The sequence below is a fragment of the Methanolobus profundi genome, assembly GCF_900114835.1.
GTDB classification, from domain to species: Archaea; Halobacteriota; Methanosarcinia; order Methanosarcinales; family Methanosarcinaceae; genus Methanolobus; species Methanolobus profundi.
On sequence record NZ_FOUJ01000007.1, the window covers coordinates 80522 to 103159 of the forward strand.

Consider the following 22638-nt stretch of genomic DNA (forward strand, 5'->3'; position numbering starts at 1 on the left):
ATAATGTTTACAGACTATTAAAAAAGAAAAAAGATGACGCATGGAGCGTCATTAAGTTTATACTTAGAACCTGACATCCATGTCGCCAATAAGCTGCTGGCTTGTAACGTCAATCAATTTAAGGTTTGCTGTTTCACCTGCTGCGACCACGCTTGATACATTAGAATGTGTTGTGTTCTTGTAATTGTCTAAGTAGTAGTCATCATTGTCACCATCGAGACTTACATACATTATTTCACCAGCATCAAATGACTGATTAGTCTCGTCAAGGGCAAGTATTACTTCGTTACCATCAAGTGTGACCTTTGTTCTGGCATCTGTTAATACAATTGCATCTCCGCCCTGATGCTCAAGTTTAATACCTGTTGCACCAGTTTCAATGGTGTCAGCGCTTGCTCTCAGACTTGCCTGTGGTGCCTGTTCTGGTGGTCCCATGCCGAATACGAACGCTGCGATAACTGCAGCAAGGATAACAGTGATAGCGACCATCAGGATAACTCCAATGACCGGGGATACTGCATCCTCTCCCTTAAGGAATTGGTTTGCTTTGCTCATAGTTTGTTCCTCTCTTGTTCAGAAGTTATAATTTCTTCTGTTTCTTCTTTTGGACCACTTTTTCAAGTTTCTTGGTCCACATTTTATCGTCGAGGTCGGTATACTCGCACTCGAGATAATGTTGCACTGCCATACTCAGGGCTTCTTTTGTTGACGACTCATTACATTTCTTCTTTAAAGCCGCCAGTTCATCTTCCGTGAGGACGGTTTGTGCATGTACAATTTTAACCATTGTATCTCCTGATTGTTTGAATCATATGATGAACTTAGTCGTTCAAACCATCATCATAATAATCATAATGAAAATTCTATATAAACTTTATTACCTGAAGCTCACTTCTATAAGTAAAAATCTTAGTTTTGCCTGCCTTATTATATATTTGTATCAATATTTTCTTTGTAATATCATATTGTTTCATACAAAAATAATATGCTCTTGAATTATGATTTATATATGATTTTTATATAATATGCATGTTTTTACTCTTGTTTTGTGTATGTTTGCCTTCGTGGTGCTAGTACCAATTTCCCCCTACTTTTATTAGTGTGCTTTTTATATGTATCTTTTTATCATGATCTTGCCACCGGCAAAGTCAAAATAGTATCTCTCCTATTATGCTACCTTATACTATCATCTAAGTTCAATATATGAAGGAAATATCCATGTCATCCAGCCGTTTTATGATCACTGTTATTGGTATAGATAAAGTTGGTATTGTTGCGGGCATTACTCAAGTTATGGCACAGTACAACGTTAATATTGTGGATATAAGTCAGACCATTATGGATGACCTGTTCACTATGATAATGCTTGCACAGGTGAAAGATGAGAGCTTCGATCTTTCGGCTTTCCAGCAGGCTATGTCTGAAAAAGGTTCTGAGCTGGGCGTTGAAGTAAAGGTCCAGCACGAAGATGTTTTCCGTTTCATGCACAGGATATGAGGTGTCCGTTTATGATGATCCATCCTGAAGAGATCCTTGAGACAATTAACATGGTGAGCAATGAGCACCTTGACATAAGGACCGTCACCATGGGTATAAGTCTGCGTGGATGCAGTCATCCTGATATAGACACTTTCAATGAGAATGTCTACAACAGGATAATGTATTATGCAAAAGACCTTGTGAAAACCACCAATGATATCCAGAATCTCTATGGTATCCCCATAATCAACAAGCGTATATCAGTGACTCCTATCGCTATTGTTGCTGAGAGTTGTGATGCTACAGACCTGACATCAGTTGCCCAGACACTTGACAGGGCTGCTGCGGATGCGGGTGTAGACTTTATCGGTGGTTTCAGTGCGCTTGTTCAGAAAGGTATGACACCAGGTGACCTTAAGCTTATCAACTCCATTCCCAGGGCACTTGCAAGCACGCAGAAGGTCTGTTCTTCTGTGAATGTGGCAACCACCAAGGCAGGAATTAATATGGATGCTGTTGCTCTGATGGGCAGGGTCATCAAAGAGACAGCTGAGATGACAAAGGATAACTCGGGTATCGGTTGTGCGAAACTTGTTGTCTTCGCCAATGCACCTGAGGACAATCCTTTCATGGCAGGTGCCTTCCATGGTGTAGGTGAGCCAGACTGTGTTATCAACGTAGGTGTGAGTGGTCCGGGTGTTGTCAACTCTGCGGTACGCGCGCTAAAAGATCCGACTCTTGGTGACATCTCAGAGTGCATAAAGAAAACAGCATTCAAGATCACCAGAATGGGTGAGATGGCAGGTATGGAAGTTGCACGCAGGCTTCATGCACAGTTCGGTGTCCTTGATCTTTCCCTTGCTCCTACTCCTGCTGTAGGTGATAGTGTTGCTGCTATTCTTGAGGCCATGGGTCTGGAGAGTTGTGGAACTCATGGTACTACTGCCGCACTTGCGCTTCTCAATGATGCTGTCAAGAAAGGTGGAGCTATGGCATCATCTTCAGTAGGTGGCCTGAGTGGTGCATTTATTCCTGTAAGTGAGGATCAGGGCATGATAAGGGCTGTACAAAGAGGTTCTCTTTCTCTGGACAAGCTTGAGGCAATGACCAGTGTTTGTTCTGTTGGCCTTGATATGATCGCTGTACCGGGTGATACACCATCGTCAACCCTGTCTGCTATAATTGCAGATGAGATGGCAATAGGTATGATAAACAAGAAGACAACTGCTGTAAGGGTTATACCTGCACCTGGGACTAAAGTAGGAGATATGATAGAGTTCGGTGGTCTTCTTGGAAGTGCTCCTGTTATGCCGGTACATAATTTCAGCTCAGAGCAGTTCATTTCAAGAGGTGGACGGATACCTGCTCCTATACAATCCCTTACTAACTAAGTAACTACAAAAGTTTCACAAAGAGAATAGTGGTCGTATGATAATTACTCTGATCGGTATGCCGGGGGCAGGCAAAAGTTCTGCCGGACACAAACTTGCATCTATACTGGGATACGACTTCATCGATACGGATAAACTTGTCATTGATGGATCAGGTACGGGTTTGCAGAGCATTGTCAACGACCTGGGTGATATGGCCCTTGTCAGGGCGGAAGAGCAGAGCATACTTGGGCTCGAACTGAAGGACAACTGTATAATTGCAACTGGTGGTAGTGTCGTTTATTCTGAAAAAGCGATGCAGTTCTTTAAAGAAAGATCAGTTATAGTGTATCTTGACGTCCCGTTCGGAACGATCGTTGCCCGACTGTCCAATCTTTCAACAAGGGGTGTCGTAGGCCTCAAGGAAAAAGGGTTGCATGGTCTGTATGAAGAACGTACGGTCCTTTACAGGTCATTTGCAGATCATACTATCGAAGTTGGGAGGAAGGACAAAGTGATGGCCGTTGTAAGAAAGATCATTGAAACTGTTCTTCCGGGATCAGATGTAACGAGCGAATTATGACATTTCTCACTTCTTTTGCGTATTCCACCACATCTTTACTCTTGTGGAACGTGAATCGTAAATGTAATTCCCATTCTCTTTTCTGAGCTTCTTTTCCATATATTCTTCGAGTATTTTCCGCTGTTCTTCTGTTGTCAGTGAGAAATGGTTTGCCACATCATTGATGACCTCATCCATTGAGGAGTATACATCATTCCTTCCAAGTGTAAAGGTTTCCATGTTCGGATAGATGGCCATCTGGTACAACAGATTATAGATAATATCGCATTTTGGTGTGGAATGGTACGGTCTTCCATGTAACAGTGGCCATATTTCCTTTGAATGCATGTCCCATGAAGTGTCTCCGGCAAACCAGTAAAGGTAGATATATCCTGAAGCCACTGCACGCATGTCCTCTATTGCCTTGCGGATGTCGGGCATTCCAAGTGAGAATGAGGCTATGACCACATCATATGGTCCATCAAGGTCTTTTTCAATATCTATGTCCTCCCATCTCTTTTTGACAATGGAGATGTTGTCACGGTTATACTCTGACATGTTCTCTTTCAGGACCTCTATCATGCCCTTTGAAGGTTCCACGGCAGTTATGTGTTTCACTTTTTCTGAAAGTGGGATCGCAAGTGTCCCCGGACCTGCGCCAATATCAAGGACATGTGACTGTGAGGTTATATTAAGGCCTTTGATAGTTTCCCTTGCTCTTTTCTGATCGTCCTTCAGTGACATCTCCCAGAACCTTTTTGCGCTCTCTTTGTCTTCCCATATTGATGTCTTTTCTTTCTTTCCACTCTGGAGGTGTTGTTCCATCTGTTCGATCCACACTTTTCCCCAATCTATGTTCCTGTATTCCATATGGTCCTCTCTTTTTCTTGTGTCCTGCCTTATAGTTGGGCCTTCTAATATACTGGCATTACCATTGATGATCTGGAATTCTTCAGATCGTATCATATTGTTGAAACAGGTCTTCAGTATGGTCTCTGTACCGGACCTGTGTGGGTCTATTGGTCTATTTTGAGCGTCAGGATCAGGTTATTATACACAACTGAATTATTTTTGGATTATCCTGTTTTGTGTCAATTTAGCATGAACTTGAGTCTGATTCTAGATAATATTAATTAGTATTTAATAGTGTGTTATATGTATTTATATTTCACACATAATTGACATACAAATCAATCATTTTCAAAAATACTAAATATTATTAGTTATTTTACTATCATCGCCTTATGGTCAAAGAAAAATATAGGAGATGAAAAATATGTTATGGGGATTTTCCGTACTCAAAGATGAGCAGATGAAAGCCATTGCAGAGCTTGAAGAAAAAATGAATATCACTTTACTTGCATTCTCTGGTATCAATATCAGTAATGCAGAGATCACAAATGGTGACCTTGAACAGATAAGGAAATTGGAAGCTGACCTGGGTCTGTCTCTGGTTGCTGTGAATGTGGAGTAAGATCTGGTAACTTTCCTTCCATTTCCTTTTTTGTATTAAATGAGCAGGTGATATTTCATCTGCTCAAAAACTTCCCTTAACAATTCTCTTTGATATTCTTGTTTTGCATGGTATTTCTGCATCTATAAATTCTACCTTTACCCTCTCATTCACAGATATCTCTCTAATGATCTCTGTGGATATGATCGCCTTTGATGATGCTACCTACTGTAAGTGTCTATGACAGGTCCAGAGCCGGTATAACTGTGGAATTGATGGCATTTCAAAATCTGGGCCTATTTTTGAATTTGCAATGTTTAGGCAGAATAAGAAATAAATTCAGGAGGACTGTGTATTTTTTAATAAACATAAATACAATTATATATTATTAATGCATTTTTTGTGACAGTAAATGTGCAAAAACGCACCATTTGCAGTTATAGAAGATAATTCGGGTTGAAGTGTCACTAAACGGTGATCACAGTCCATGACATCATACTTCATAGGGGGATGTCCTGGGCTGAATAGGCCCATCAAGGTTGATTTTAGATGGATCTAAAAAAAATAACTATTAGTCAAAAGATAATCGCAGTTTCATTATTGCTTACTATCTTACCGGTCACGCTCGTTGGCTTTTATGCTTATGAACAAACATCTTCAGGTACATGGGAGCTATTACAGGAAAGTCTTGAAAATCAGGTATTTCTTGAAAAGCAGTACGTGGAATCCATATTTACAGTTGCCTACGAAAATCTGGATACCAGTATTAAACTTGCAGACAAGGATCTCTATTCCTATGGTGAAGCAAGTATCATCAATGGGGAGCTGGTCCTTGGTGGGGACCATGTGGTCAATAATGACTTCTCACTTGTTGATAATATCAAGAAAGACATCGATGGTGAGATCACTGTATTCCAGGTAAGTGATGATTCTGCAGTGCGGATAAGTACTACCATCACTGACCAGGAAGGTGAACGTATTGTAGGTACCGCTCTTTCTGAAGAGGTCTATGAAACGGTCGTCACTGAAGGTCAGATCTATAAAGGAAGGGCTAATGTACTTGGTTCGGAACATCTTACTATCTATGAACCAATAAAGAACAATGATGGGGAGATCATAGGCATCCTTTCCGCTGCCATTCCGGAAGAACATTATCGTCTCGGCATTAAAGATGAGATGTCAAAGATAACGGTCGGTGAGACGGGTTATGTGTACGTAATGGATTCAAACGGTGATTTCATCATCCATCCTACCAGTGAAGGTGAGAGTGTCATTGATCATGATTTCACACAGGAGATCATTGAGACGAAAGAAGGTACTGTCAGATATGACTGGGAAGGTAGTGAGAAGATCGCCAGTTACACTTATTATGAACCTAATGACTGGTACATTGTATCAAGTAGCTACACAGAAGAGTTCGAAGGCCCTCTGACTGCTATCAGGAACAGTCTTGTGATGGCTATTCTTATCTTTGTGATACTTGGAAGTATTGTTGCATTCCTGATAAGCAGGTCCATATCCGGTGGTATCAGAAAGATAGTTGATGATTTTGAGGATATTTCGAATGCAACACTTCAAGGTAAACTTGACAAAAGGGCAACCACTGATGTATCTATTGATTTTGAAGCTATACCAAAAGGTTTCAACCAGGTACTGGATGCTGTAATACATCCGCTCAATGTTGCCGCTGACTATGTTGACCGTATCTCCAAGGGTGATATCCCTCCTGTGATCACGGATGAGTATCATGGTGATTTCAACGCCATCAAGAACAATCTCAACCAGTGTATCGGTGCGATCAATGCTTTAGTATCTGATGCCAATATGTTATCTGCAGCGGCAGTCGATGGTAAGCTCGATACTCGCGCTGATGCTTCAAAGCACACTGGTGATTACCGTGCTATCGTTGAAGGTGTCAACGATACTCTTGATGCTGTCATCGGTCCCCTTAACGTTGCTGCTGAATATGTTGATCGCATTGCTCATGGTGATGTTCCTCCTCATATCACTGATGATTACAGTGGTGATTTCAATGAGATCAAAGACAATCTTAACCGCTGCATCGATGCTATCAATGCTTTAGTATCTGATGCCAATATGTTATCTGTAGCTGCTGTTGAAGGTAAGCTTGATACCCGTGCCGATGCTTCAAAGCACGCCGGAGATTATCGTGCTATCGTTGAGGGTGTCAATGGTACTCTTGATGCCGTTATCGGTCCTCTTAACGTTGCTGCTGAATATGTTGATCGCATCGCTCATGGTGATGTTCCTCCTCATATCAGTGATGATTACAGTGGTGATTTCAATGAGATCAAGGACAATCTTAACCGTTGTATCGATGCTATCAGTGCTCTTGTATCCGATGCCAATCTTCTTTCTGCGGCTGCTGTTGAAGGTAAACTTGATACTCGTGCCGATGCTTCTAAGCACGATGGTGATTTCCGTGCCATCGTTGAAGGTGTAAATAGCACTCTTGATGCTGTCATCGGTCCCCTTAACGTTGCTGCTGAATATGTTGATCGCATCGCTCATGGTGATGTTCCTCCTCATATCACTGATGATTACAGTGGTGACTTCAATGAGATCAAGGACAATCTTAACCGTTGTATCGATGCTATCAGTGCTCTTGTATCCGATGCCAATATGTTATCTGCAGCTGCTGTTGAAGGTAAGCTTGATACTCGTGCCGATGTTTCAAAGCATGATGGTGATTTCCGTGCCATCGTTGAGGGTGTCAATAGCACTCTTGATGCTGTTATTGGTCCCTTGAATGTGGCAGCTGACTATGTTGACCGTATTTCCAAGGGTGACCTTCCTTCTGAGATCACTGATGATTACAATGGTGATTTCAACGCCATCAAGAACAATCTCAACCAGTGTATCGCTGCCATCAATGCTTTAGTTTCTGATGCCAATATGCTTTCAGTGGCTGCTGTTGAAGGCAGGTTGGATACTCGTGCCGATGCCTCAAAGCACTATGGTGATTATCGCGCTATTGTAGAGGGTGTCAATGGTACTCTTGACGCTGTCATTGGTCCACTGAATGTGGCAGCTGACTATGTTGACCGTATCTCCAAGGGTGACCTTCCTTCTGAGATCACTGATGATTACAATGGTGATTTCAACGCCATCAAGAACAATCTCAATCAGTGTATCTGTGCCATCAATGAGCTAGTTTCTGATGCTAATATGCTTTCAGAGGCTGCTGTTGAAGGCAGGTTGGATACTCGTGCCGATGCTTCAAAGCATTATGGTGATTATCGTTCCATTGTTGAGGGTGTTAACAATACGCTTGATGCTGTCATTGGTCCTTTGAACGTTGCTGCTGACTATGTTGACCGCATCTCTAAGGGTGACCTTCCTTCTGAGATCACTGATAGTTACAATGGTGATTTCAACACCATCAAGAATAATCTTAATCAGTGTATCTGTGCCATCAATGAGCTAGTTTCTGATGCCAATATGCTTTCAGAGGCTGCTGTTGAAGGCAGGTTGGATACCCGTGCCGATGCTTCAAAACATAATGGTGATTATCGTTCCATTGTTGAGGGTGTCAATGGTACTCTTGATGCTGTCATCGGTCCTTTGAACGTTGCTGCTGACTATGTTGACAATATATCGAAAGGTAATATTCCTTCAAAGATCACTGATAGTTATAATGGTGATTTCAACACTATCAAGAACAATCTCAACACCTGTATCGATGCTATCAATACTCTGGTCGCTGATGCAAATACTCTTGCACAGGCTGGTGTTAACGGTCAGCTTGATACTCGTGCTGATACTTCCAGGCATCAGGGTGATTATCTCCGGATCGTTGAAGGTGTCAATGAGTGTCTGGATGCCGTTGTGGGTCCTGTGAATGAAGCTGCCAGGGTTATCACTGCATATGCAGAGGGTGATCTGGGCACAAGGGTCACAATAGATGCGAAAGGTGATTTCAAGGTACTTGGTGATACTCTTGATGGCTTTGGTGATACATTACAGGATATCATCAATGATTCCTGTGAGGTCCTTGATTCGATCTCATCGAACGATCTTACAAGGAAAGTTCGTATTCATGGTGTAGGGGATTTCATACAGCTCACAGAAGGTGTTGAGAATTGCAGGCGTTCTTTGAACGATATCGTTACCCTTGTGACCGGGAACGCTGAGAGTATAGCTTTTACTGCTCAGGAGATGTCCTCATCCAGTGAGGAACTGGCAGCAAGTGCAGAACAGATCACCAGTACGGTAACTGAGATCTCGCGGGGTACTCAGGTCCAGTCCGTCAAGGCGGAGGATGTGTCGAATGCGATGAATGATATGGGTCGCACTGTTCAGGAAGTAGCGACCAATTCAGAGATGGCTGCACAGAATGCGGTCGAGTCAAATACTCTTATACAGGGTCTTGGTGAGATGTCCCGTGAACTTAAATTCAAGATGGAAGGGATAAGGTCTGCAGTAAGTGATTCATCAGATGTTATCAATGACCTTGATGCTAAATCGAACAGGATCGGTGAGATCGTGAACCTAATTACGAGCATTGCTGACCAGACCAATCTGCTGGCCCTGAATGCTGCCATAGAGGCTGCAAGGGCAGGGGAACACGGTCGTGGATTTGCTGTGGTGGCGGATGAAGTGAGGAAACTTGCTGAGGATTCCGGAAATGCAGCTAAACAGATCGCAGATCTTATAGGCCAGATGCAGGAAGGTACCCGGGATGCAGTCTCATCCATGAAGAAAGGAGCTGAAGAGGTCGATACAGGTGCAGAGTCCCTTGAAAGATCGGTCCTTGCTATAGGTGATGTTGTAGAGGCCGGAAACACCATTGTAAAGATGGTGCAGGAGATCGCTGCTGCTGCTGAGGAACAGTCAGCTTCCATAGAAGAGGTAACTTCCTCTGTAGAAGAAGTATCTGCAATATCAGAACAGTCTGCAGCAGGTGCTGAAGAGGCTTCCGCATCTGTGCAGGAACAGACTGCTTCGATGCAGGAACTCTCAAGGGCAGCTCAGGAGCTTGCAGGTGTGGCTGCCAGTATGCAGTCCGTGGTTTCAAGGTTCAAGCTGGATAGCACTGGTACTGGCAGTACCGTAGGGGTGGATGAGGTATTTGATGATAGTGTGGAAAGCGTCATCTCATCAGGTATGGAGGAGATACTTTCCGATCTTTCAGGAGATGCGTTGGTCTGATGCTTGGTATCTCCCGGATGATCCATTTATAGCAGCCCGTTTTTTAGGGCTGCATCAGCCTTTTTTTATGATGAATTGTTATTTTCTGACTTTCAGTAGACCGGAACATTATCATTGAGGTTTACCAGCCGACAGCAAATAGTTCAAAACTGGTAGGTCAAACGAACAGCACAGGAAGTCTGCAACTTGGCACGAACTATGCATGTGTTCATCATTCTGCCTGCAGAAATATCGACTTCAATATATTTCTATGGGGTTAGAATCTATCAAATTAAAAAGCTAAATGCTGGTTAGCGTTGATTATTGAATGGAAAAGTAGAATAGTGCTCCGATGGGGATGGATGGTCTCACACTTATAATTATGAGACCTATCACCATTGCACCTGTCTTCGATTATTGTAATTTTGGACAGAGCGGATTCGATAGAAAACCCTGTCCATTAAACCTGTTAGCAGCAGGTTTACAACTTTCAAAGTGGTATTTAATAATAGAGTTTTTATCTATATAGTACTTTTTATTCTTGGCATTAGTCTACTTTTTGTCGTCGCTTGTCATAATTAACTATTTTAAATATTTCTGACCAACATTAAAGTATATATACTAGACAACGATACTAATTTTTGTTGAGTTTAGCAGACTCAGCAAAAAGCAAGAAGGATTCGATAATGAAGGACTTACAAACTAATAGCGATAGCTCTGGCTGTACAAAAGCTAGTGCTTGTATAGTGAATAATGAACATGATTCTCCACATGATGATATTTCCTATAAGCATTCTCGCAAGGATGTTATTATCCAAATCCAGGGAGAACTGGAGAAAGCTGAGAAAAGTTACAGGAGCATAATTGCAGTATCTGATCCAGGTAAACAAAGTAGTCTGGATATCTATTTCTCAGGCAAGAAAGCAGCTTATGGTCTGGTTCTTGAACTTCTGGCAGAAGTGCCAGATAATGAAGATGATACGACAGGAGACAACTCAGATAACGCAGATCACCAACCCCTTCGTTGTTCTCCTGTCAGTTCTAAACAAACAGGGCCAGAGGCTCAGGAGGTGAACTGATGAAGTGGCGATACAAGAAAATAGAGGTCCATGGTGATGAAGAGGTCACTGTACCTATGGGTTCCAAATGTCTCCAGATAAGACCTCTTGGAAGGCGGAACGTGAGCTTTGTTGAATGGCTGGAACCGGCACAGGAGGAAGATAACTGATGTGCTGTTGGACCAGAGTAATTGAAGCTTTTAATGCTGCAGAAGAGAAGGCTAGATATGTACACCCTTCAAAGTCTACCTCCACTCACTCTTCTGCAGTATCATCACAAATCGAGTCAGAGGCTCAGGGGGTGAGTTTGTGAAAAAGCCATTCTTGAAAACCGAGCTTAAAAGAGTGATAATTGAGCCAGAGGAGGGACTTGATGAGATAAGTCTCGTTCCTGGAATGAATCCCGAATACATCAAAAATGCTGTTGTTACTGTCTCTGAGGATGGTTATGCATTTGTTTCTTGGCTGCAGCCTATCAAGGATTGGAAATATCATCTAGCTGGATTTGCCTGGGGTTGCCTTTTCTGGTTCATAGTGATTCTAATCAGTATCGTTTTCTGGATAGTATGTGGAGATATTGCGACAATATATCTGCAGGAATGGGGTGTTATCTGATGTCTGGTCCGAAGTATGCCGTTAAAGATCATATAAGACCCGACAGACAAACTCCTTTATGTCTCTCTCATAAGTATGCAGGAAGGCGCAGATTGTCCAGTACAAGGCTCCCATGGGCTCGGACAATTGCTTCTGTCAGACCTATAAGACAAAAGGTAAAGCTCATCTGCGGGGTGCTCTAAATGCCCAGAGCATCAATTATCACTGTAGATGATAAAGGAGCACGTGTCTGCAGGGAAGTTGCTAGTGCATCTTATGATGATGGCGGTTTTCTATACATTCATGGCAAACAGGCTTATGAGATTGATGAAATCATCAATATGAGAAGTCCTGCTTTTTGTTCTGTTCGTTTCCTTCATGATAGTATAGAGAAGTCCCTGGATAAGATTCCGTCTGGAGTTGTCCTGGCATGACCGGACAACTTAACGGCTCAAAGCCCTCCTCATCCTTGTGTAGAAAGGTTGAATCCGCTGTTCGTGTATGTCCTAGAAAAACCTTGACTCGTCCTACCCCATTTGGTCCTATGGTTAGGAGTAACCTTCCAATGAGAGTACATCGCAGACCTGGCAGGATGTTCCGGATAGCAAAGATATGGAGGCGTGAGATTAACCTTCCCAATCAGCCAAACCTTAGGTGTTGATAGCTTGAAATTCACGATATCATCCGGACCTTTTAATGTTCCTCTTGTTAATCACGTAATCATTGTCTATGGTGAATCTCCTGCAGAGGTCAGTTGGAATTGGGAACTTCTCAGGAGCCAGCTGTATACTGCATTTCCTACTCTTCAAAAATGTAAAGCCTATGCAATGGCTCCTGAATTTGACAATGGGTCAAGTATGTACCTAGAGAACATTCTGGTCTTTATTGAATGTGGTGAGGATACCCTCAAGAACATCTGTGATGAGCTCGGAGGCAAGTACATATGAGCTGTTTCAAGAACGTTATTTTTGATGATGTCCAGAAGGATTTCCTTGATTTCTTCTGGATTTGCTCAACTGATGTAGGAGTGTGATTTTCGAGAATCAAATACTAATACGTACCCATACGTACGCCAAAAATCCCCGGGCCCCTACTCCGTATCGCTATGCTGCGGTTTAGCCTAAGAGGTAACTGAGCCGAGGCTCTGTTGCCTTGGCATACGTACGTACCCATACGTACGTATGCGGCTCTCGGTTTTTGATGGGTATTATACAATTTGAAACTCGACCAGAAATGCAGGAGGATGTTTACATGCAAATGAAAGTAACAACTTCTATTGATCCGTATCTTAAGGCCTCATTTGAGGCTACTAAATCTGTTCACAAAAAATCATTCTCGGAGGTTTTAGAGGATGGTATCAGACAAATTCTGGACGAAGTCTCTCCTCTGGAAGCTGTCAAGCTTACGATTTCACAAAGAGAGCAGGAACTGTCTGAGTTCAGATTAAAGCTCGCTGAACTGGAGGTTCTAGAGAAGCAAAGGAAGGCCAGTAAGAAAGAGGAAACAGAGGCAAATCCCGAGATGGAGGGATACTTGGAAGACTTCCGGAGCAAGAAGTTTTCAGAACATATTGATTCAGCTGTTAAAATGCTGAAAAGTGGTACTCAACCTAACTGGAAGCATATGGCTCCTATGTATCAATTTTCAAATGAAAGGGAGTTTAAGAAATGGTTTTTCAAAAAGATGAATCATGAGGGTATTTTGTGTAATTATTAGTATGTTTAATATGGTCGGATTAACTTTATTGAACTTATATAATGCTATTTTTAAAATCAACAACAAAAAACCATTTATTATTTTTTTTAAATCATTAACATATGAATCATATTGTATATTTTGTAGCGTGATTATTTCAGATACTTATTTATACGGTAGGTTTAGATTTAATGCATATCGGATTTTTGAGTTTATATCTTCAATTTTAGGCAGGAAGCTACATAATGTCAGATGAATTAAAACAAATATTTATGGCTTTTAGGCCAGAACAAGCTTTAAAAGATGAATATTTGAAAAGGTATTACGTAGGAATAAATGAAAACGAGAAGAGAATTGCAAAACTAAAAACAATTCTTGATCTTGGTTTAAATGAACCTATGAAACTGCTATTTATGGGGCACAGGGGATCAGGAAAAACAACTGCTTTAAATAGATTAGTTTCAGATTTGGACGGCACTTATTTAGTAATTTTTTATGATGTAATTGATTTATTAGATCCAAATGATGTTAATTATACAGATGTATTATTCTCAACACTCGCAAAACTGATAGAGGCTGCAGAAAAAGAAAATGTCACATTGAGTTCTGGATTAAAAAACAGAATTGAAAAATGGGGCAGTAGTATTGTAAAAATAGAAACTGAATCTGAAGCAGCTTCAGTTTGGGTTGGTGCAGGTATTTCCACTGTATTGCTTAATCTATTTGCAAGGATGAAAAGTGAAAGTGAAACTCGATATGAAATTCGAAAAAATATTACACCTAAAATCTCCGAATTAATTAATATAATAAATGACACTATTATTGAGATTGAATCTAAATGTAAGCCTATACTGGTTGTAATTGATAATCTTGAAAAAACAGAGCAATCTAATGCAATGGATATTTTTGTAAATCATAGTACTCAGATTACTCAACCGATTTGCAAAATAATATTTACTTTTCCAATTGGGCTGCGAAGCTGTGATCAATTCAGTCAAATACGAAGCAGTTTTGACTATGACATAATGTATCCTAACATAAAAATACGTGGCAGAGGTCAAGATATAAAGGAAGATGAGCATTTCTCAGAAGATGTTTTATCTAATCGCAATTTCATGAGAAATATATTTGAGCTTCGTGGAAATTTAGAATTGATTGACCCTAAAGCACTTGACTATATTATTGATATAAGTGGTGGCGTACTTAGGGAATATATTAGGATAATTCGTGATGCTTCTTTGAATTCAATTTCATCAGGCAAAGATATTATAGATTTAATAAGTGTTGAGGAAGTTGTTAACGACTTAAAAAATACATATAGGTCTCAGTTAGACGATGAAGATTACGAAACCATCTTGGATATTATTAAGGATCAAAGATTAAAAAGAGATAGCAAGTTAGTTCGCCTTCTTCATAATTTAAGTGTTTTAGAATATGCCAATGGAGAAAATTGGTGTGATGCGAATCCTGTTGTGCGATTAATTTTGAAAGAACAATCATTGCTGGGCGAAGATGGATAATCTTATTGAATTATCAATTGATCATTTTGCAAAAATTGACAAAATGATTTCTTATTTGGAAATCTCAGAAGGGTTTTCTTTATCCTTTTTAATTTGTAATGAGCCCATATTATGTGATGCTGTAATTAGTGAAGTTGAAGATAAATTAAGTTTGAACATTAGTCTTTATGGCATACATCTTGATTCACAACATCTCGATTTATTGGATATGATAAAAAAAGCTCAACAATCTAAGGAATATCAAGATAATATCCAAAAAAAAATCAAGACCGTATTCTTTGTCACCGGTTTCGATGAAGCAGTCGAATGCAAAACTGATGAGGGCTTGTCAAAAGTTCTTCTGACAATAAATATTATGCGTGAAAAGTTTCTTGAAATACAGAACACGATATTAATAAGATTAAATGTAGGTTCTTTTTCCCAGTTGCTAAATGAAGCTCCTGATTTTTATTCGTGGCGCACTTCAATATTTGAGTTCAAGTTACATACAGATGAGGATTATACAGAACTTATTAATATTGAGGATATAAAGACAGGCCATTTTAGTATATTTGACAACCATACACTCTCTCAATTATTTGAATCATATAATGGTTTGATTGAAGCCGATACCACTCTTGAATCAGAATCTCCTCATAAAATTGCTTATTGGTATCAGAACCTTGGTATGATTGAATCATTGAGGGGATATGATGAGAAAGCTATTGAATATTTTACGAAAGCACTTTCGATTTATAACTCCCTAGATGAGCAAAACGAAAAAATTAATATTATACCGTTTTTAATGTTAGCTTATCATCGGCGGAATCAATATGATAAAGAATTAGATATTTCAGAAGAACTTATGTCTATCTTTAATCAAAATGATGATATGGATGGTAAGGCTGCTCTTCTAAGGTTGCTTGCTAATGTTTATTCGGCTACTGGGGACTCTGAAAAAAGAGATCAATCTTTAAAGGAATCTCTAGAATTGATGCTGAAAGTTAATTCTGAAAACTCAGATAATATTGACAGAATAAGGGATATTGGATCTGTTTATTCTGAGTTAAAAAATTATAATGAAGCCCTCAAATATTATAATAAATCATTATCATTAGTACAAAAAAAAGGCGACTATTTCTCTGAAAAGGACATTTTATCAGATATAGGATCCCTTTATAGAGTAAAAGGTGACCTTTCCAAGGCACTTGATTACTACAAAAAAGCGGTTTATAATCATTCTGATCTATCTTTCCGTGAGAATGCCATTGTATTTGACAGAATTGGTGACATATATAAAGAGCTAGGTTATATGGATAAAGCAATAGATTCATTCAAAAAAGCTTTATCTCTACATATTTCATATGGTGATGGTATAGGTCAAATTTCGTCGATGATTTCTCTTGGGCATACTTATTTTTCCATAGGGAAATATGATGAATCACTCTCATATTATGCCGGTGCTCTTGAATTATCTAAAGATATAGATTCGCCTCAATTTGTTGATTTCTGTAGTAGGCAGGTTTCTAAGATAAAGAGGCATATGGAAAATTCAAATTGAAAATAGATTTTAATTGATATTGTTGATAGCGCAAATTTTAGTTGTGTGCTTTATGCAGGATTTATTATAGTAATAATTAATTCCACCCTGCCAACCTTCTCCTAATCTCAACCTTTTCCCCATCCGTGAAAGGCAGGCCTTGGTAATGCATCATTGAAGTCAAACTATCATGTCCCTGGCGAAGACAAATTACATTAAGAGGCATATCTGCGGTAATCATCCAGGACTCTATACTTTTCCTGGTGGTCTTACTACTCATTCCCAATGGGTCCAGCCCTGCTCTTTTAGTCCATCTCAAAAGGTTCTCGTTCCAGGCAGATCTTGAAGGTGGCTTTTTGTTCCTGAAGAAATAGTCCAGGACATTTTCCAGCTGTGCAGGAATGGGATGCACATATCTCTCAAGTTGCTTCCTTTTGGCCTTTTTCTGGGCTTCCTCCGGAAGGTGTATTGTCCTTCTGACTTTCCACCACCATTCCGGATGAGAGTGTAACCTCTGGACCTCTACGTATCTCATTCCAGACCAGAAACAGACATCAAAGATAGTTTTAAGATATATCTGAGGGATACTATCCCTTAACTGATCGATCTCGTAAGGTCCCAGGACTCTTACACCATTGACCAGGACAGGCTCAGTTTTTAACATGTTCTTTTGATATTACGACAAGATTTTGTTATGTTTTCTGGTCGGTTATCTGGGAATATCCTTGGGTTCTGCAGGAGAAACTTGTCGTTATAGGGTAAAATGACAGGGTAGTTTACTATACAAATGAAGAGATTTGCATGTATACTATAAAATAGCAGCTCAAATAGAGCAAACAATAACTGAGGGCTTAGAATTTATCATTTCTTTGTATACGGAGATAGTTTTCAAATACACTTGTTCTAACTCTATCGACTAATATATGTTGTATGTCACATTATGTGTATTATCAGTTTACTTAATGGCCATAATTGTTATATACAGTAATCTGAAACATGACATGTTCACATTAGTAAAATGTGGAGTGGGGTCCAATGTAAACTTACAGAGTCGGATTGAACCCCGAAACGCCCTAAGGCAAGGTTATGGTTGGTTTTGATATGGTTTAAAGCTTGCCTAATCTTGCCTCAGGAGTAAGTCAAAAGAGGTAAATAAAGAATGAAAAGAACATTTTCAATATTCTTGAGTATGCTTATCGTATTAATCATGCTTGTGGGATATGCAGGAGCTGAATCAACGGATTCAACTCAAGACGAACTGATTGAGGATGAGTACTATTTCCCGGACTATGGGACAAATACATTTGAAACACTAAAATTAGAATCAAATGTAGTAGAAACTCGTGGGAATGTACCTGAAATTAAAGAGGATAAAGAAAAAATAGAGTGGTTGAATACGATAAAGAGCTGTATTCACGGTTCTGAAAGTGAGCTTCACCCTTATATGAAGGAATATGGAGGTCCTCTGGTTGGTTTTGGAACTAATTATGGAGGTTATCTATTTATAGAATTTGACCCCGAATTAAACAAAACTATAGATACCGATACTATTGAAAAATTCTATGATATCATCAATTCACATGCTAATAAGGAAGGAATATCGGATATTCCAGTTGTCTTTAGGATAGGAGAAAAAGAAGTTCTTGAATCTCGTTCATCTTATTGGAGACCTATAATTGGTGGAATTAAAATAACAGATTTGCTAACAGTTGATTCAACAATATGCTTCACAGCAGTTGATGATGATGGAAATGAAGGTTTTGTAATGGCAGGTCATGCTGCTGTTGATGCTGAAAATTATGGGGGTAATATCTTCCAAGCAGGAGGTCTAGTTGGGGATGTCACTCTCATAGGAGGATACTTTTCAGATTCTGCTTGGGTAGAATATAGCAATGTAGATCCAGAAGTTTACTATGATGATACAAATGACGTAAGAGAAGTACATGATTACTATGACCCTTCTTTAGGTAATAAAGTCTATAAATCAGGTGAAGAAACCGGTCTTACATATGGATATGTTACCGATGATTATGATGATAAATACAGTAGTTATTTTGGGACCTTACATGATCAGTTCCTTGCTAGCTATGATTCTGACTCAGGAGACAGCGGAGGGACAATCTTCAAAAAATATGGAAGTGAGATTGATATAGTCGGTATACATGTCGGACGTTACGGATCTAATGCTGAATTCTCACCAGTAAGTGGAATTATTGCTGATTTAGATGTTGAACCTATAATTGCCTGATGCATAAACAATAAGTAACTTTTTAAGCCAAATTATCATAGTATAATTTGGTATTTTTTTAGAAATATTTGATATTTTTATTAGTTGATGATTTTGTGAGGATACGATAAAATGGTTAAAAAGTACATAATTAGGGATGTCATGGTTATTATTTTAGCAATCTTATTATCCTCTGGCTATGCAAGCACAGCAACCAATACGTTAGAGGAATATACAGATGACATTCATTTTATAGCCAGCAGAGGAAACTTACCTGATACTGTAGATCAGGAATGGAAAATTGTAATTCAAGATTGTTGGCTAAATATCACTTCTCCCTCATACGACAACTTTGACGAGTCCATAAAAAGTATTGGAAACAGAAATGGAGTATTAACAGTATATCTTAAATCTGCATATAAGAAAGAAATCAATGATTCACAAATCGATGAAATTTATCAGAAAATAGAATCATATTGTGAAGAGAATAGTGATATCAGTAATGTACCGGTAGTTTTTATGTGGGCAGAAGATGAAGAAGATTTGACGTTTGAATACAATCCAAATGCATTTGAAAGCATAAAAAAAGATTCGGATTATATAGCATCTCGTGGAACAGTGCCTGTATTCGAAGATGAAAAAGAATGGATGAAATGGTCTGATGCTGTTTTTGAAGCACGGCATATTAATGAATTAGATCAATATTATGCATCACAGGGAGGGCCTCTACTATCATATGGTTTTAAGAAATATAGTGGATACATTGAAGTAGGAGTCAATAAAAATACTCCTGAAAAAATAACTGATTCTTCAATAGATGAAGTATATCAAATAATTGCAGAACATTATGAAAAAGAAGGTATTAGTGATATTCCAGTAGTTTTCATGCTGTATTACCCTCCTACTGAGGAAAGTACTGGTTTCACGTCAGTAATGCTCATTTTATGCATATTGATATTAATCAGAATTAGAAGGTAAGCTCAATCGATAATTGAAAAAGAAAATGTAGTTGTTAAAACCAGCCTTGGAACCCCTTGCAACAATTCCGCCTGGGAATGGTGTGATAGTGCCTTCGATCTCCTTGATAGCATCTACTGCAACTTCTGCTGCAGTGAGTGCGGTCATCTGGTACTCGATTCTATTTTTCTAGTTTCAATAATTTATTAAAATTGAATAAACACTTGAACCATTAGTTTTATGGATATTTAGTAATTTATTTTTGAAAAAAAGTGATTCTAAAAAAGAATCGTTAAAATCAACAATATTGATAAAATTACATTGTTTACTTGTTAAATTTAGCCAGTTTAAAGAATGCTAGTACATTTTAATGTAGAAAACAGAATTGTATTGATAAATTACTTTACTTCTGTTGAAAAACACACAGTATACTTTTTTGTACATGTATATAATACGATATGGAAGTGTGCACTAATATATTAATGATGATTATGAATTCGAAGATTACGGAAATGTTAATTCTTGCCGTATATTCGGAAGTTCTAGTTACTGCTTAAACTAAGGAGAAATAATTATGAAAATCACACACATTCTCATAGCAATTTTACTACTAACTGCAATGACAATAATTGGATCAATAGCCTCCGACCAAGAATGGATTATTACGACAAAAGAAGAACAATCAAGCCATTCAAAGTACCTTGACCCTAACACCGCAGATGTAAAAGTAAGTTTTGAAGAAGCAAAAAATATATTAAATTCAAAAAATACTGATTTGAAAGCTGATTCCATTAATGGAAAACTCATTAATGATAGTGATTTTGGAATTATATGGCGTCTTACATCTAAAACCAGTAATGATGAAAGTATCATTGTTGGAATAGATGCTGATGATGGAAACATACTCTTCATTTATGATGACTCAAAAGAGACACGCGCTGACAACAAGATAAGCAAAGAGGAAGCAATCAAAAACGCTGAAAAGTATATGGAAAATGAACTCTCAGATGAACAACAAAAAGAAGTTCAGTTTGAAACTGCTTTCTACCTTGAACCTGTAGCTGATGATCTTCCAGGATCCTATCATGTAAGCTATGATAGGATGATTAATGGAATAGCTTCCCTATCAGATGGAATAGTGATAATGGTAAATGCTGAAACAGGCTATGTTACAAGCTATACTGAATTATGGAATATGCCTGAAGAAGATACTTATGTCGTAAATAAGGAAGTGATTTTGACTGAGAAAGAAGCTGCTGAATATTTAAAACAGTTCATTGGAAATGAAGCGTATGATGGCAAAGTTTCAAGCACTACAGAAGTGATTAAATCAAAACTTGTCTGGAAATATACTGGAAAGAATGAAATTCGTCTTGCATGGTGGATGCAGTTTACTGATCCAAAACTTGGGCTTGATGGAAGTCTTCCTGGACTTGTGTGTATTGATGCGAATACTGGTGAAGTGCTCATAGCAGACTACATTATTGGCTGATTTTGTATCAGCTTTTATTTTCTTTTTTGTAGGCTGTACTAAATATTACTTATTATTGAGTATTTTCTAATTTGGATATTTTTTGTGGAAATATGTCTATGTATATCTAAGCAGCAGAACCAAGTGAACTAGGATGCAGTATAATATTTGAAATGAAAATAATAGTCATGTGGTGATTAAAGATTAACATCATGCCTGAGGAATATATCTTCTTATTCAAAAGTTAGTTGTCTTTTCATTAGAAAATCCGCAAGGATACTGCAGGAAAACTTGTTCTTATAGGATAAAATAGCAGCATTTAGGGTGGGTTAATACTTACGATAGATTTTACTTCGATGACCAGCTTCAATGACGAAAATGATCATTTTCTCGTCCTCGATGCTCATGATTACTCGGTAGTCACCAACTCTTAATGAGTATAATGGTGTTTTAGGGAATCCTTTGAGCTTTTTAACATGTGTTTTAGGATTATCGCTGATCCCCTTAATGGACGATACTAGTTTTTTTGCAATATCTGCGGGAAGACTTTTAATATCCTTCAGTGCTCCGGAGGAGTAGAGAATTGAATACATTGCTTAAAGCCCCAGTTCGGCCTCGACTTCTTCCTGGGTGTAGTATTTCCCGCGCTTAAAGTCCTTCAATGATTCTTCTATCCTTTTAAGAGTATCATCACTTATAGGTTCAGAATCATATGCCATATCAACCAGGCGTGAAACCACGTCATTATAAGTTTCCCTGGGAGATAATTTCAACTTGTCAAGATTGTCTTTTAAGTGTGGATCTACCTTTATGGTTGTAGTTGCGGACATATACTGTAGTATACGCATGTATACTATTTATCAATAATCCTTTACACACCTTTCTGCATCCATGATAGCAGGCTTCTAAGATATACCTGGGAATTCCCATAAGTCTGCATCATTCCAGACGGGCTTTATGGGAAGGCTTGGAATGCTCCCCTGGCTCCGGCCGGAGGCGGCAAAATACTCTTTTTCATTCTATTGCTCTTGTTTTCTCCCATTCCTATTAATTTCCGGTGTAAGTATGTACATACTTTAATGAATCATATTAGATAGTGTCAAAGGTGGCACTTTCTTTCTGTTTTTAATATGTATCTGTATAATTTGGTATCTAGTGCCAAAAGTGGCAGTTTCTACGGCTTATAAATAAATTGTACATTAGACACTGAATCCGATCACTATGGCTAAAGCGAACCAATGTATAAGCAACGTGCCTTCAGAAGGCAGTACAGAAAAGAAACAGAATGCAATGTGGAAAACAAGAGCCCTGTTCTGGTTGGGTAGTTGTCTCCTGGTATCAATGGCTATGATAGGCTGTGCATCTGCATCAACGTCCATTAACTGGACTGAGATGACAGACATGGTTGACGGTCTGGCAACGGTCCTTCCGAGCTTTGGAAACTTGATCATGGCAGCAGTGCCTATCATCCTTGTCCTGGCGGTTGTCGGGTTTGCAACAGGAATGTTTGATTCTATCCTGGATGGTATCAGCAGCGCATTCAAGGTCTTCAAACGGTAAGATAAGGAGAGGGTAACACGAA

Annotated in this window: 23 protein-coding genes and 1 pseudogene; 17 read left to right on the forward strand and 7 right to left on the reverse strand. The window is 39.0% G+C overall.

Annotated features, from left to right (window positions below):
* Window positions 1-63 precede the first annotated feature (63 nt).
* A complete protein-coding gene (locus BM008_RS13580; protein WP_091937946.1) occupies window positions 64-555 on the reverse strand; it encodes a type IV pilin domain-containing protein in 492 nt (163 codons plus the stop codon).
* A gap of 25 nt (window positions 556-580) precedes the next feature.
* Complete coding sequence (locus tag BM008_RS13585; protein ID WP_091937948.1) at window positions 581-787, reverse strand: DUF5371 family protein; 207 nt, start codon at window positions 785-787, stop codon at window positions 581-583.
* Between the two features lie 431 nt (window positions 788-1218).
* On the opposite strand from BM008_RS13585, the gene BM008_RS13590 reads away from it, so the two are divergent.
* The 3 genes from BM008_RS13590 to BM008_RS13600 are packed head-to-tail and all read left to right on the forward strand — an operon-like array spanning window position 1219 to window position 3432.
* Window positions 1219-1497 carry an ACT domain-containing protein gene (locus BM008_RS13590; protein ID WP_091937950.1) on the forward strand — a complete coding sequence of 93 codons (279 nt, stop codon included), beginning with the start codon at window positions 1219-1221 and terminating at the stop codon, window positions 1495-1497.
* Window positions 1498-1508: 11 nt separating this feature from the next.
* Window positions 1509-2870, forward strand: a complete 1362-nt coding sequence (locus tag BM008_RS13595) for a PFL family protein (RefSeq protein WP_091937951.1) — start codon at window positions 1509-1511, stop codon at window positions 2868-2870.
* A 37-nt stretch (window positions 2871-2907) separates the two neighbouring features.
* On the forward strand, window positions 2908-3432 hold the full coding sequence (locus BM008_RS13600; RefSeq protein ID WP_091937953.1) for a shikimate kinase: 525 nt from the start codon (window positions 2908-2910) through the stop codon (window positions 3430-3432).
* 6 nt (window positions 3433-3438) lie between these two features.
* On the opposite strand, the gene BM008_RS13605 is transcribed toward BM008_RS13600, so the two are convergent.
* A complete protein-coding gene (locus BM008_RS13605; protein ID WP_245748057.1) occupies window positions 3439-4377 on the reverse strand; it encodes a class I SAM-dependent methyltransferase in 939 nt (312 codons plus the stop codon).
* Between the two features lie 310 nt (window positions 4378-4687).
* On the opposite strand from BM008_RS13605, the gene BM008_RS13610 reads away from it, so the two are divergent.
* From BM008_RS13610 to BM008_RS13650, 10 genes are all read left to right on the forward strand, one after another.
* Window positions 4688-4885 (forward strand): hypothetical protein, encoded by a 198-nt coding sequence (locus tag BM008_RS13610; RefSeq protein ID WP_091937955.1) that lies wholly within the window; start codon window positions 4688-4690, stop codon window positions 4883-4885.
* Between the two features lie 528 nt (window positions 4886-5413).
* Window positions 5414-10036, forward strand: a complete 4623-nt coding sequence (locus BM008_RS13615; RefSeq protein WP_091937957.1) for a Cache 3/Cache 2 fusion domain-containing protein — start codon at window positions 5414-5416, stop codon at window positions 10034-10036.
* 725 nt (window positions 10037-10761) lie between these two features.
* Window positions 10762-11094, forward strand: a complete 333-nt coding sequence (locus BM008_RS13620; protein ID WP_091937960.1) for a hypothetical protein — start codon at window positions 10762-10764, stop codon at window positions 11092-11094.
* The gene (locus BM008_RS14980; protein WP_177188089.1) at window positions 11094-11243 is read left to right on the forward strand and encodes a hypothetical protein; all 150 of its coding nucleotides are present in this window, start codon (window positions 11094-11096) and stop codon (window positions 11241-11243) included. The genes BM008_RS13620 and BM008_RS14980 overlap by 1 nt, the downstream gene beginning before the upstream one ends.
* A 139-nt stretch (window positions 11244-11382) precedes the next feature.
* Window positions 11383-11688 carry a hypothetical protein gene (locus BM008_RS13625; RefSeq protein WP_091937962.1) on the forward strand — a complete coding sequence of 102 codons (306 nt, stop codon included), beginning with the start codon at window positions 11383-11385 and terminating at the stop codon, window positions 11686-11688.
* Between the two features lie 182 nt (window positions 11689-11870).
* A complete protein-coding gene (locus tag BM008_RS13630) occupies window positions 11871-12101 on the forward strand; it encodes a hypothetical protein (RefSeq protein WP_091937965.1) in 231 nt (76 codons plus the stop codon).
* Between the two features lie 231 nt (window positions 12102-12332).
* Window positions 12333-12614: a hypothetical protein gene (locus BM008_RS13635; protein ID WP_091937967.1), complete on the forward strand. Its 282-nt coding sequence runs from the start codon at window positions 12333-12335 to the stop codon at window positions 12612-12614.
* A gap of 304 nt (window positions 12615-12918) precedes the next feature.
* Complete coding sequence (locus BM008_RS13640) at window positions 12919-13383, forward strand: hypothetical protein (RefSeq protein ID WP_091937969.1); 465 nt, start codon at window positions 12919-12921, stop codon at window positions 13381-13383.
* Window positions 13384-13607: 224 nt separating this feature from the next.
* On the forward strand, window positions 13608-14882 hold the full coding sequence (locus BM008_RS13645; RefSeq protein WP_091937971.1) for a P-loop NTPase fold protein: 1275 nt from the start codon (window positions 13608-13610) through the stop codon (window positions 14880-14882).
* A complete protein-coding gene (locus BM008_RS13650; protein ID WP_091937973.1) occupies window positions 14875-16422 on the forward strand; it encodes a tetratricopeptide repeat protein in 1548 nt (515 codons plus the stop codon). The genes BM008_RS13645 and BM008_RS13650 overlap by 8 nt, the downstream gene beginning before the upstream one ends.
* Window positions 16423-16498: 76 nt before the next feature.
* Here BM008_RS13650 and BM008_RS13655 read toward each other — a convergent pair whose 3' ends face one another.
* Complete coding sequence (locus BM008_RS13655; protein WP_091937975.1) at window positions 16499-17065, reverse strand: site-specific integrase; 567 nt, start codon at window positions 17063-17065, stop codon at window positions 16499-16501.
* 495 nt (window positions 17066-17560) lie between these two features.
* On the opposite strand from BM008_RS13655, the gene BM008_RS13660 reads away from it, so the two are divergent.
* Together BM008_RS13660 and BM008_RS13665 are read left to right on the forward strand one after the other, a co-directional pair.
* The gene (locus BM008_RS13660) at window positions 17561-18649 is read left to right on the forward strand and encodes a chymotrypsin family serine protease (RefSeq protein ID WP_091937977.1); all 1089 of its coding nucleotides are present in this window, start codon (window positions 17561-17563) and stop codon (window positions 18647-18649) included.
* A gap of 111 nt (window positions 18650-18760) precedes the next feature.
* The gene (locus tag BM008_RS13665; RefSeq protein ID WP_091937979.1) at window positions 18761-19606 is read left to right on the forward strand and encodes a hypothetical protein; all 846 of its coding nucleotides are present in this window, start codon (window positions 18761-18763) and stop codon (window positions 19604-19606) included.
* Window positions 19607-19627: 21 nt separating this feature from the next.
* Here the strand turns inward: BM008_RS13665 and BM008_RS14770 are convergent.
* Window positions 19628-19756 (reverse strand): annotated as a pseudogene (locus tag BM008_RS14770) (formylmethanofuran--tetrahydromethanopterin N-formyltransferase); the annotation flags it as partial.
* Between the two features lie 403 nt (window positions 19757-20159).
* Between BM008_RS14770 and BM008_RS13670 the strand changes: the two are divergent.
* Window positions 20160-21077: a YcdB/YcdC domain-containing protein gene (locus tag BM008_RS13670; RefSeq protein WP_091937981.1), complete on the forward strand. Its 918-nt coding sequence runs from the start codon at window positions 20160-20162 to the stop codon at window positions 21075-21077.
* A 308-nt stretch (window positions 21078-21385) separates the two neighbouring features.
* Here BM008_RS13670 and BM008_RS13675 read toward each other — a convergent pair whose 3' ends face one another.
* Together BM008_RS13675 and BM008_RS13680 are read right to left on the reverse strand one after the other, a co-directional pair.
* The gene (locus tag BM008_RS13675; RefSeq protein ID WP_091937983.1) at window positions 21386-21649 is read right to left on the reverse strand and encodes a type II toxin-antitoxin system RelE family toxin; all 264 of its coding nucleotides are present in this window, start codon (window positions 21647-21649) and stop codon (window positions 21386-21388) included.
* A gap of 3 nt (window positions 21650-21652) precedes the next feature.
* Window positions 21653-21886: a DUF7557 family protein gene (locus BM008_RS13680; protein WP_091938081.1), complete on the reverse strand. Its 234-nt coding sequence runs from the start codon at window positions 21884-21886 to the stop codon at window positions 21653-21655.
* A 391-nt stretch (window positions 21887-22277) separates the two neighbouring features.
* On the opposite strand from BM008_RS13680, the gene BM008_RS14775 reads away from it, so the two are divergent.
* A complete protein-coding gene (locus BM008_RS14775; protein ID WP_143072362.1) occupies window positions 22278-22616 on the forward strand; it encodes a hypothetical protein in 339 nt (112 codons plus the stop codon).
* The last annotated feature ends 22 nt before the right edge of the window (window positions 22617-22638 follow it).

Excerpts from the sequence above, each read along its gene's own strand:
- BM008_RS13580 (WP_091937946.1), bottom strand. The coding sequence starts at position 555 with ATGAGCAAAGCAAACCAATTCCTTAAGGGAGAGGATGCAGTATCCCCG.
- BM008_RS13585 (WP_091937948.1), bottom strand. The coding sequence starts at position 787 with ATGGTTAAAATTGTACATGCACAAACCGTCCTCACGGAAGATGAACTG.
- BM008_RS13590 (WP_091937950.1), top strand. The coding sequence starts at position 1,219 with ATGTCATCCAGCCGTTTTATGATCACTGTTATTGGTATAGATAAAGTT.
- BM008_RS13595 (WP_091937951.1), top strand. The coding sequence starts at position 1,509 with ATGATGATCCATCCTGAAGAGATCCTTGAGACAATTAACATGGTGAGC.
- BM008_RS13600 (WP_091937953.1), top strand. The coding sequence starts at position 2,908 with ATGATAATTACTCTGATCGGTATGCCGGGGGCAGGCAAAAGTTCTGCC.
- BM008_RS13605 (WP_245748057.1), bottom strand. The coding sequence starts at position 4,377 with ATGATACGATCTGAAGAATTCCAGATCATCAATGGTAATGCCAGTATA.
- BM008_RS13610 (WP_091937955.1), top strand. The coding sequence starts at position 4,688 with ATGTTATGGGGATTTTCCGTACTCAAAGATGAGCAGATGAAAGCCATT.
- BM008_RS13615 (WP_091937957.1), top strand. The coding sequence starts at position 5,414 with ATGGATCTAAAAAAAATAACTATTAGTCAAAAGATAATCGCAGTTTCA.
- BM008_RS14980 (WP_177188089.1), top strand. The coding sequence starts at position 11,094 with ATGAAGTGGCGATACAAGAAAATAGAGGTCCATGGTGATGAAGAGGTC.
- BM008_RS13630 (WP_091937965.1), top strand. The coding sequence starts at position 11,871 with ATGCCCAGAGCATCAATTATCACTGTAGATGATAAAGGAGCACGTGTC.
- BM008_RS13640 (WP_091937969.1), top strand. The coding sequence starts at position 12,919 with ATGCAAATGAAAGTAACAACTTCTATTGATCCGTATCTTAAGGCCTCA.
- BM008_RS13645 (WP_091937971.1), top strand. The coding sequence starts at position 13,608 with ATGTCAGATGAATTAAAACAAATATTTATGGCTTTTAGGCCAGAACAA.
- BM008_RS13650 (WP_091937973.1), top strand. The coding sequence starts at position 14,875 with ATGGATAATCTTATTGAATTATCAATTGATCATTTTGCAAAAATTGAC.
- BM008_RS13655 (WP_091937975.1), bottom strand. The coding sequence starts at position 17,065 with ATGTTAAAAACTGAGCCTGTCCTGGTCAATGGTGTAAGAGTCCTGGGA.
- BM008_RS13660 (WP_091937977.1), top strand. The coding sequence starts at position 17,561 with ATGAAAAGAACATTTTCAATATTCTTGAGTATGCTTATCGTATTAATC.
- BM008_RS13665 (WP_091937979.1), top strand. The coding sequence starts at position 18,761 with ATGGTTAAAAAGTACATAATTAGGGATGTCATGGTTATTATTTTAGCA.
- BM008_RS13670 (WP_091937981.1), top strand. The coding sequence starts at position 20,160 with ATGAAAATCACACACATTCTCATAGCAATTTTACTACTAACTGCAATG.
- BM008_RS13675 (WP_091937983.1), bottom strand. The coding sequence starts at position 21,649 with ATGTATTCAATTCTCTACTCCTCCGGAGCACTGAAGGATATTAAAAGT.
- BM008_RS13680 (WP_091938081.1), bottom strand. The coding sequence starts at position 21,886 with ATGTCCGCAACTACAACCATAAAGGTAGATCCACACTTAAAAGACAAT.
- BM008_RS14775 (WP_143072362.1), top strand. The coding sequence starts at position 22,278 with ATGGCTAAAGCGAACCAATGTATAAGCAACGTGCCTTCAGAAGGCAGT.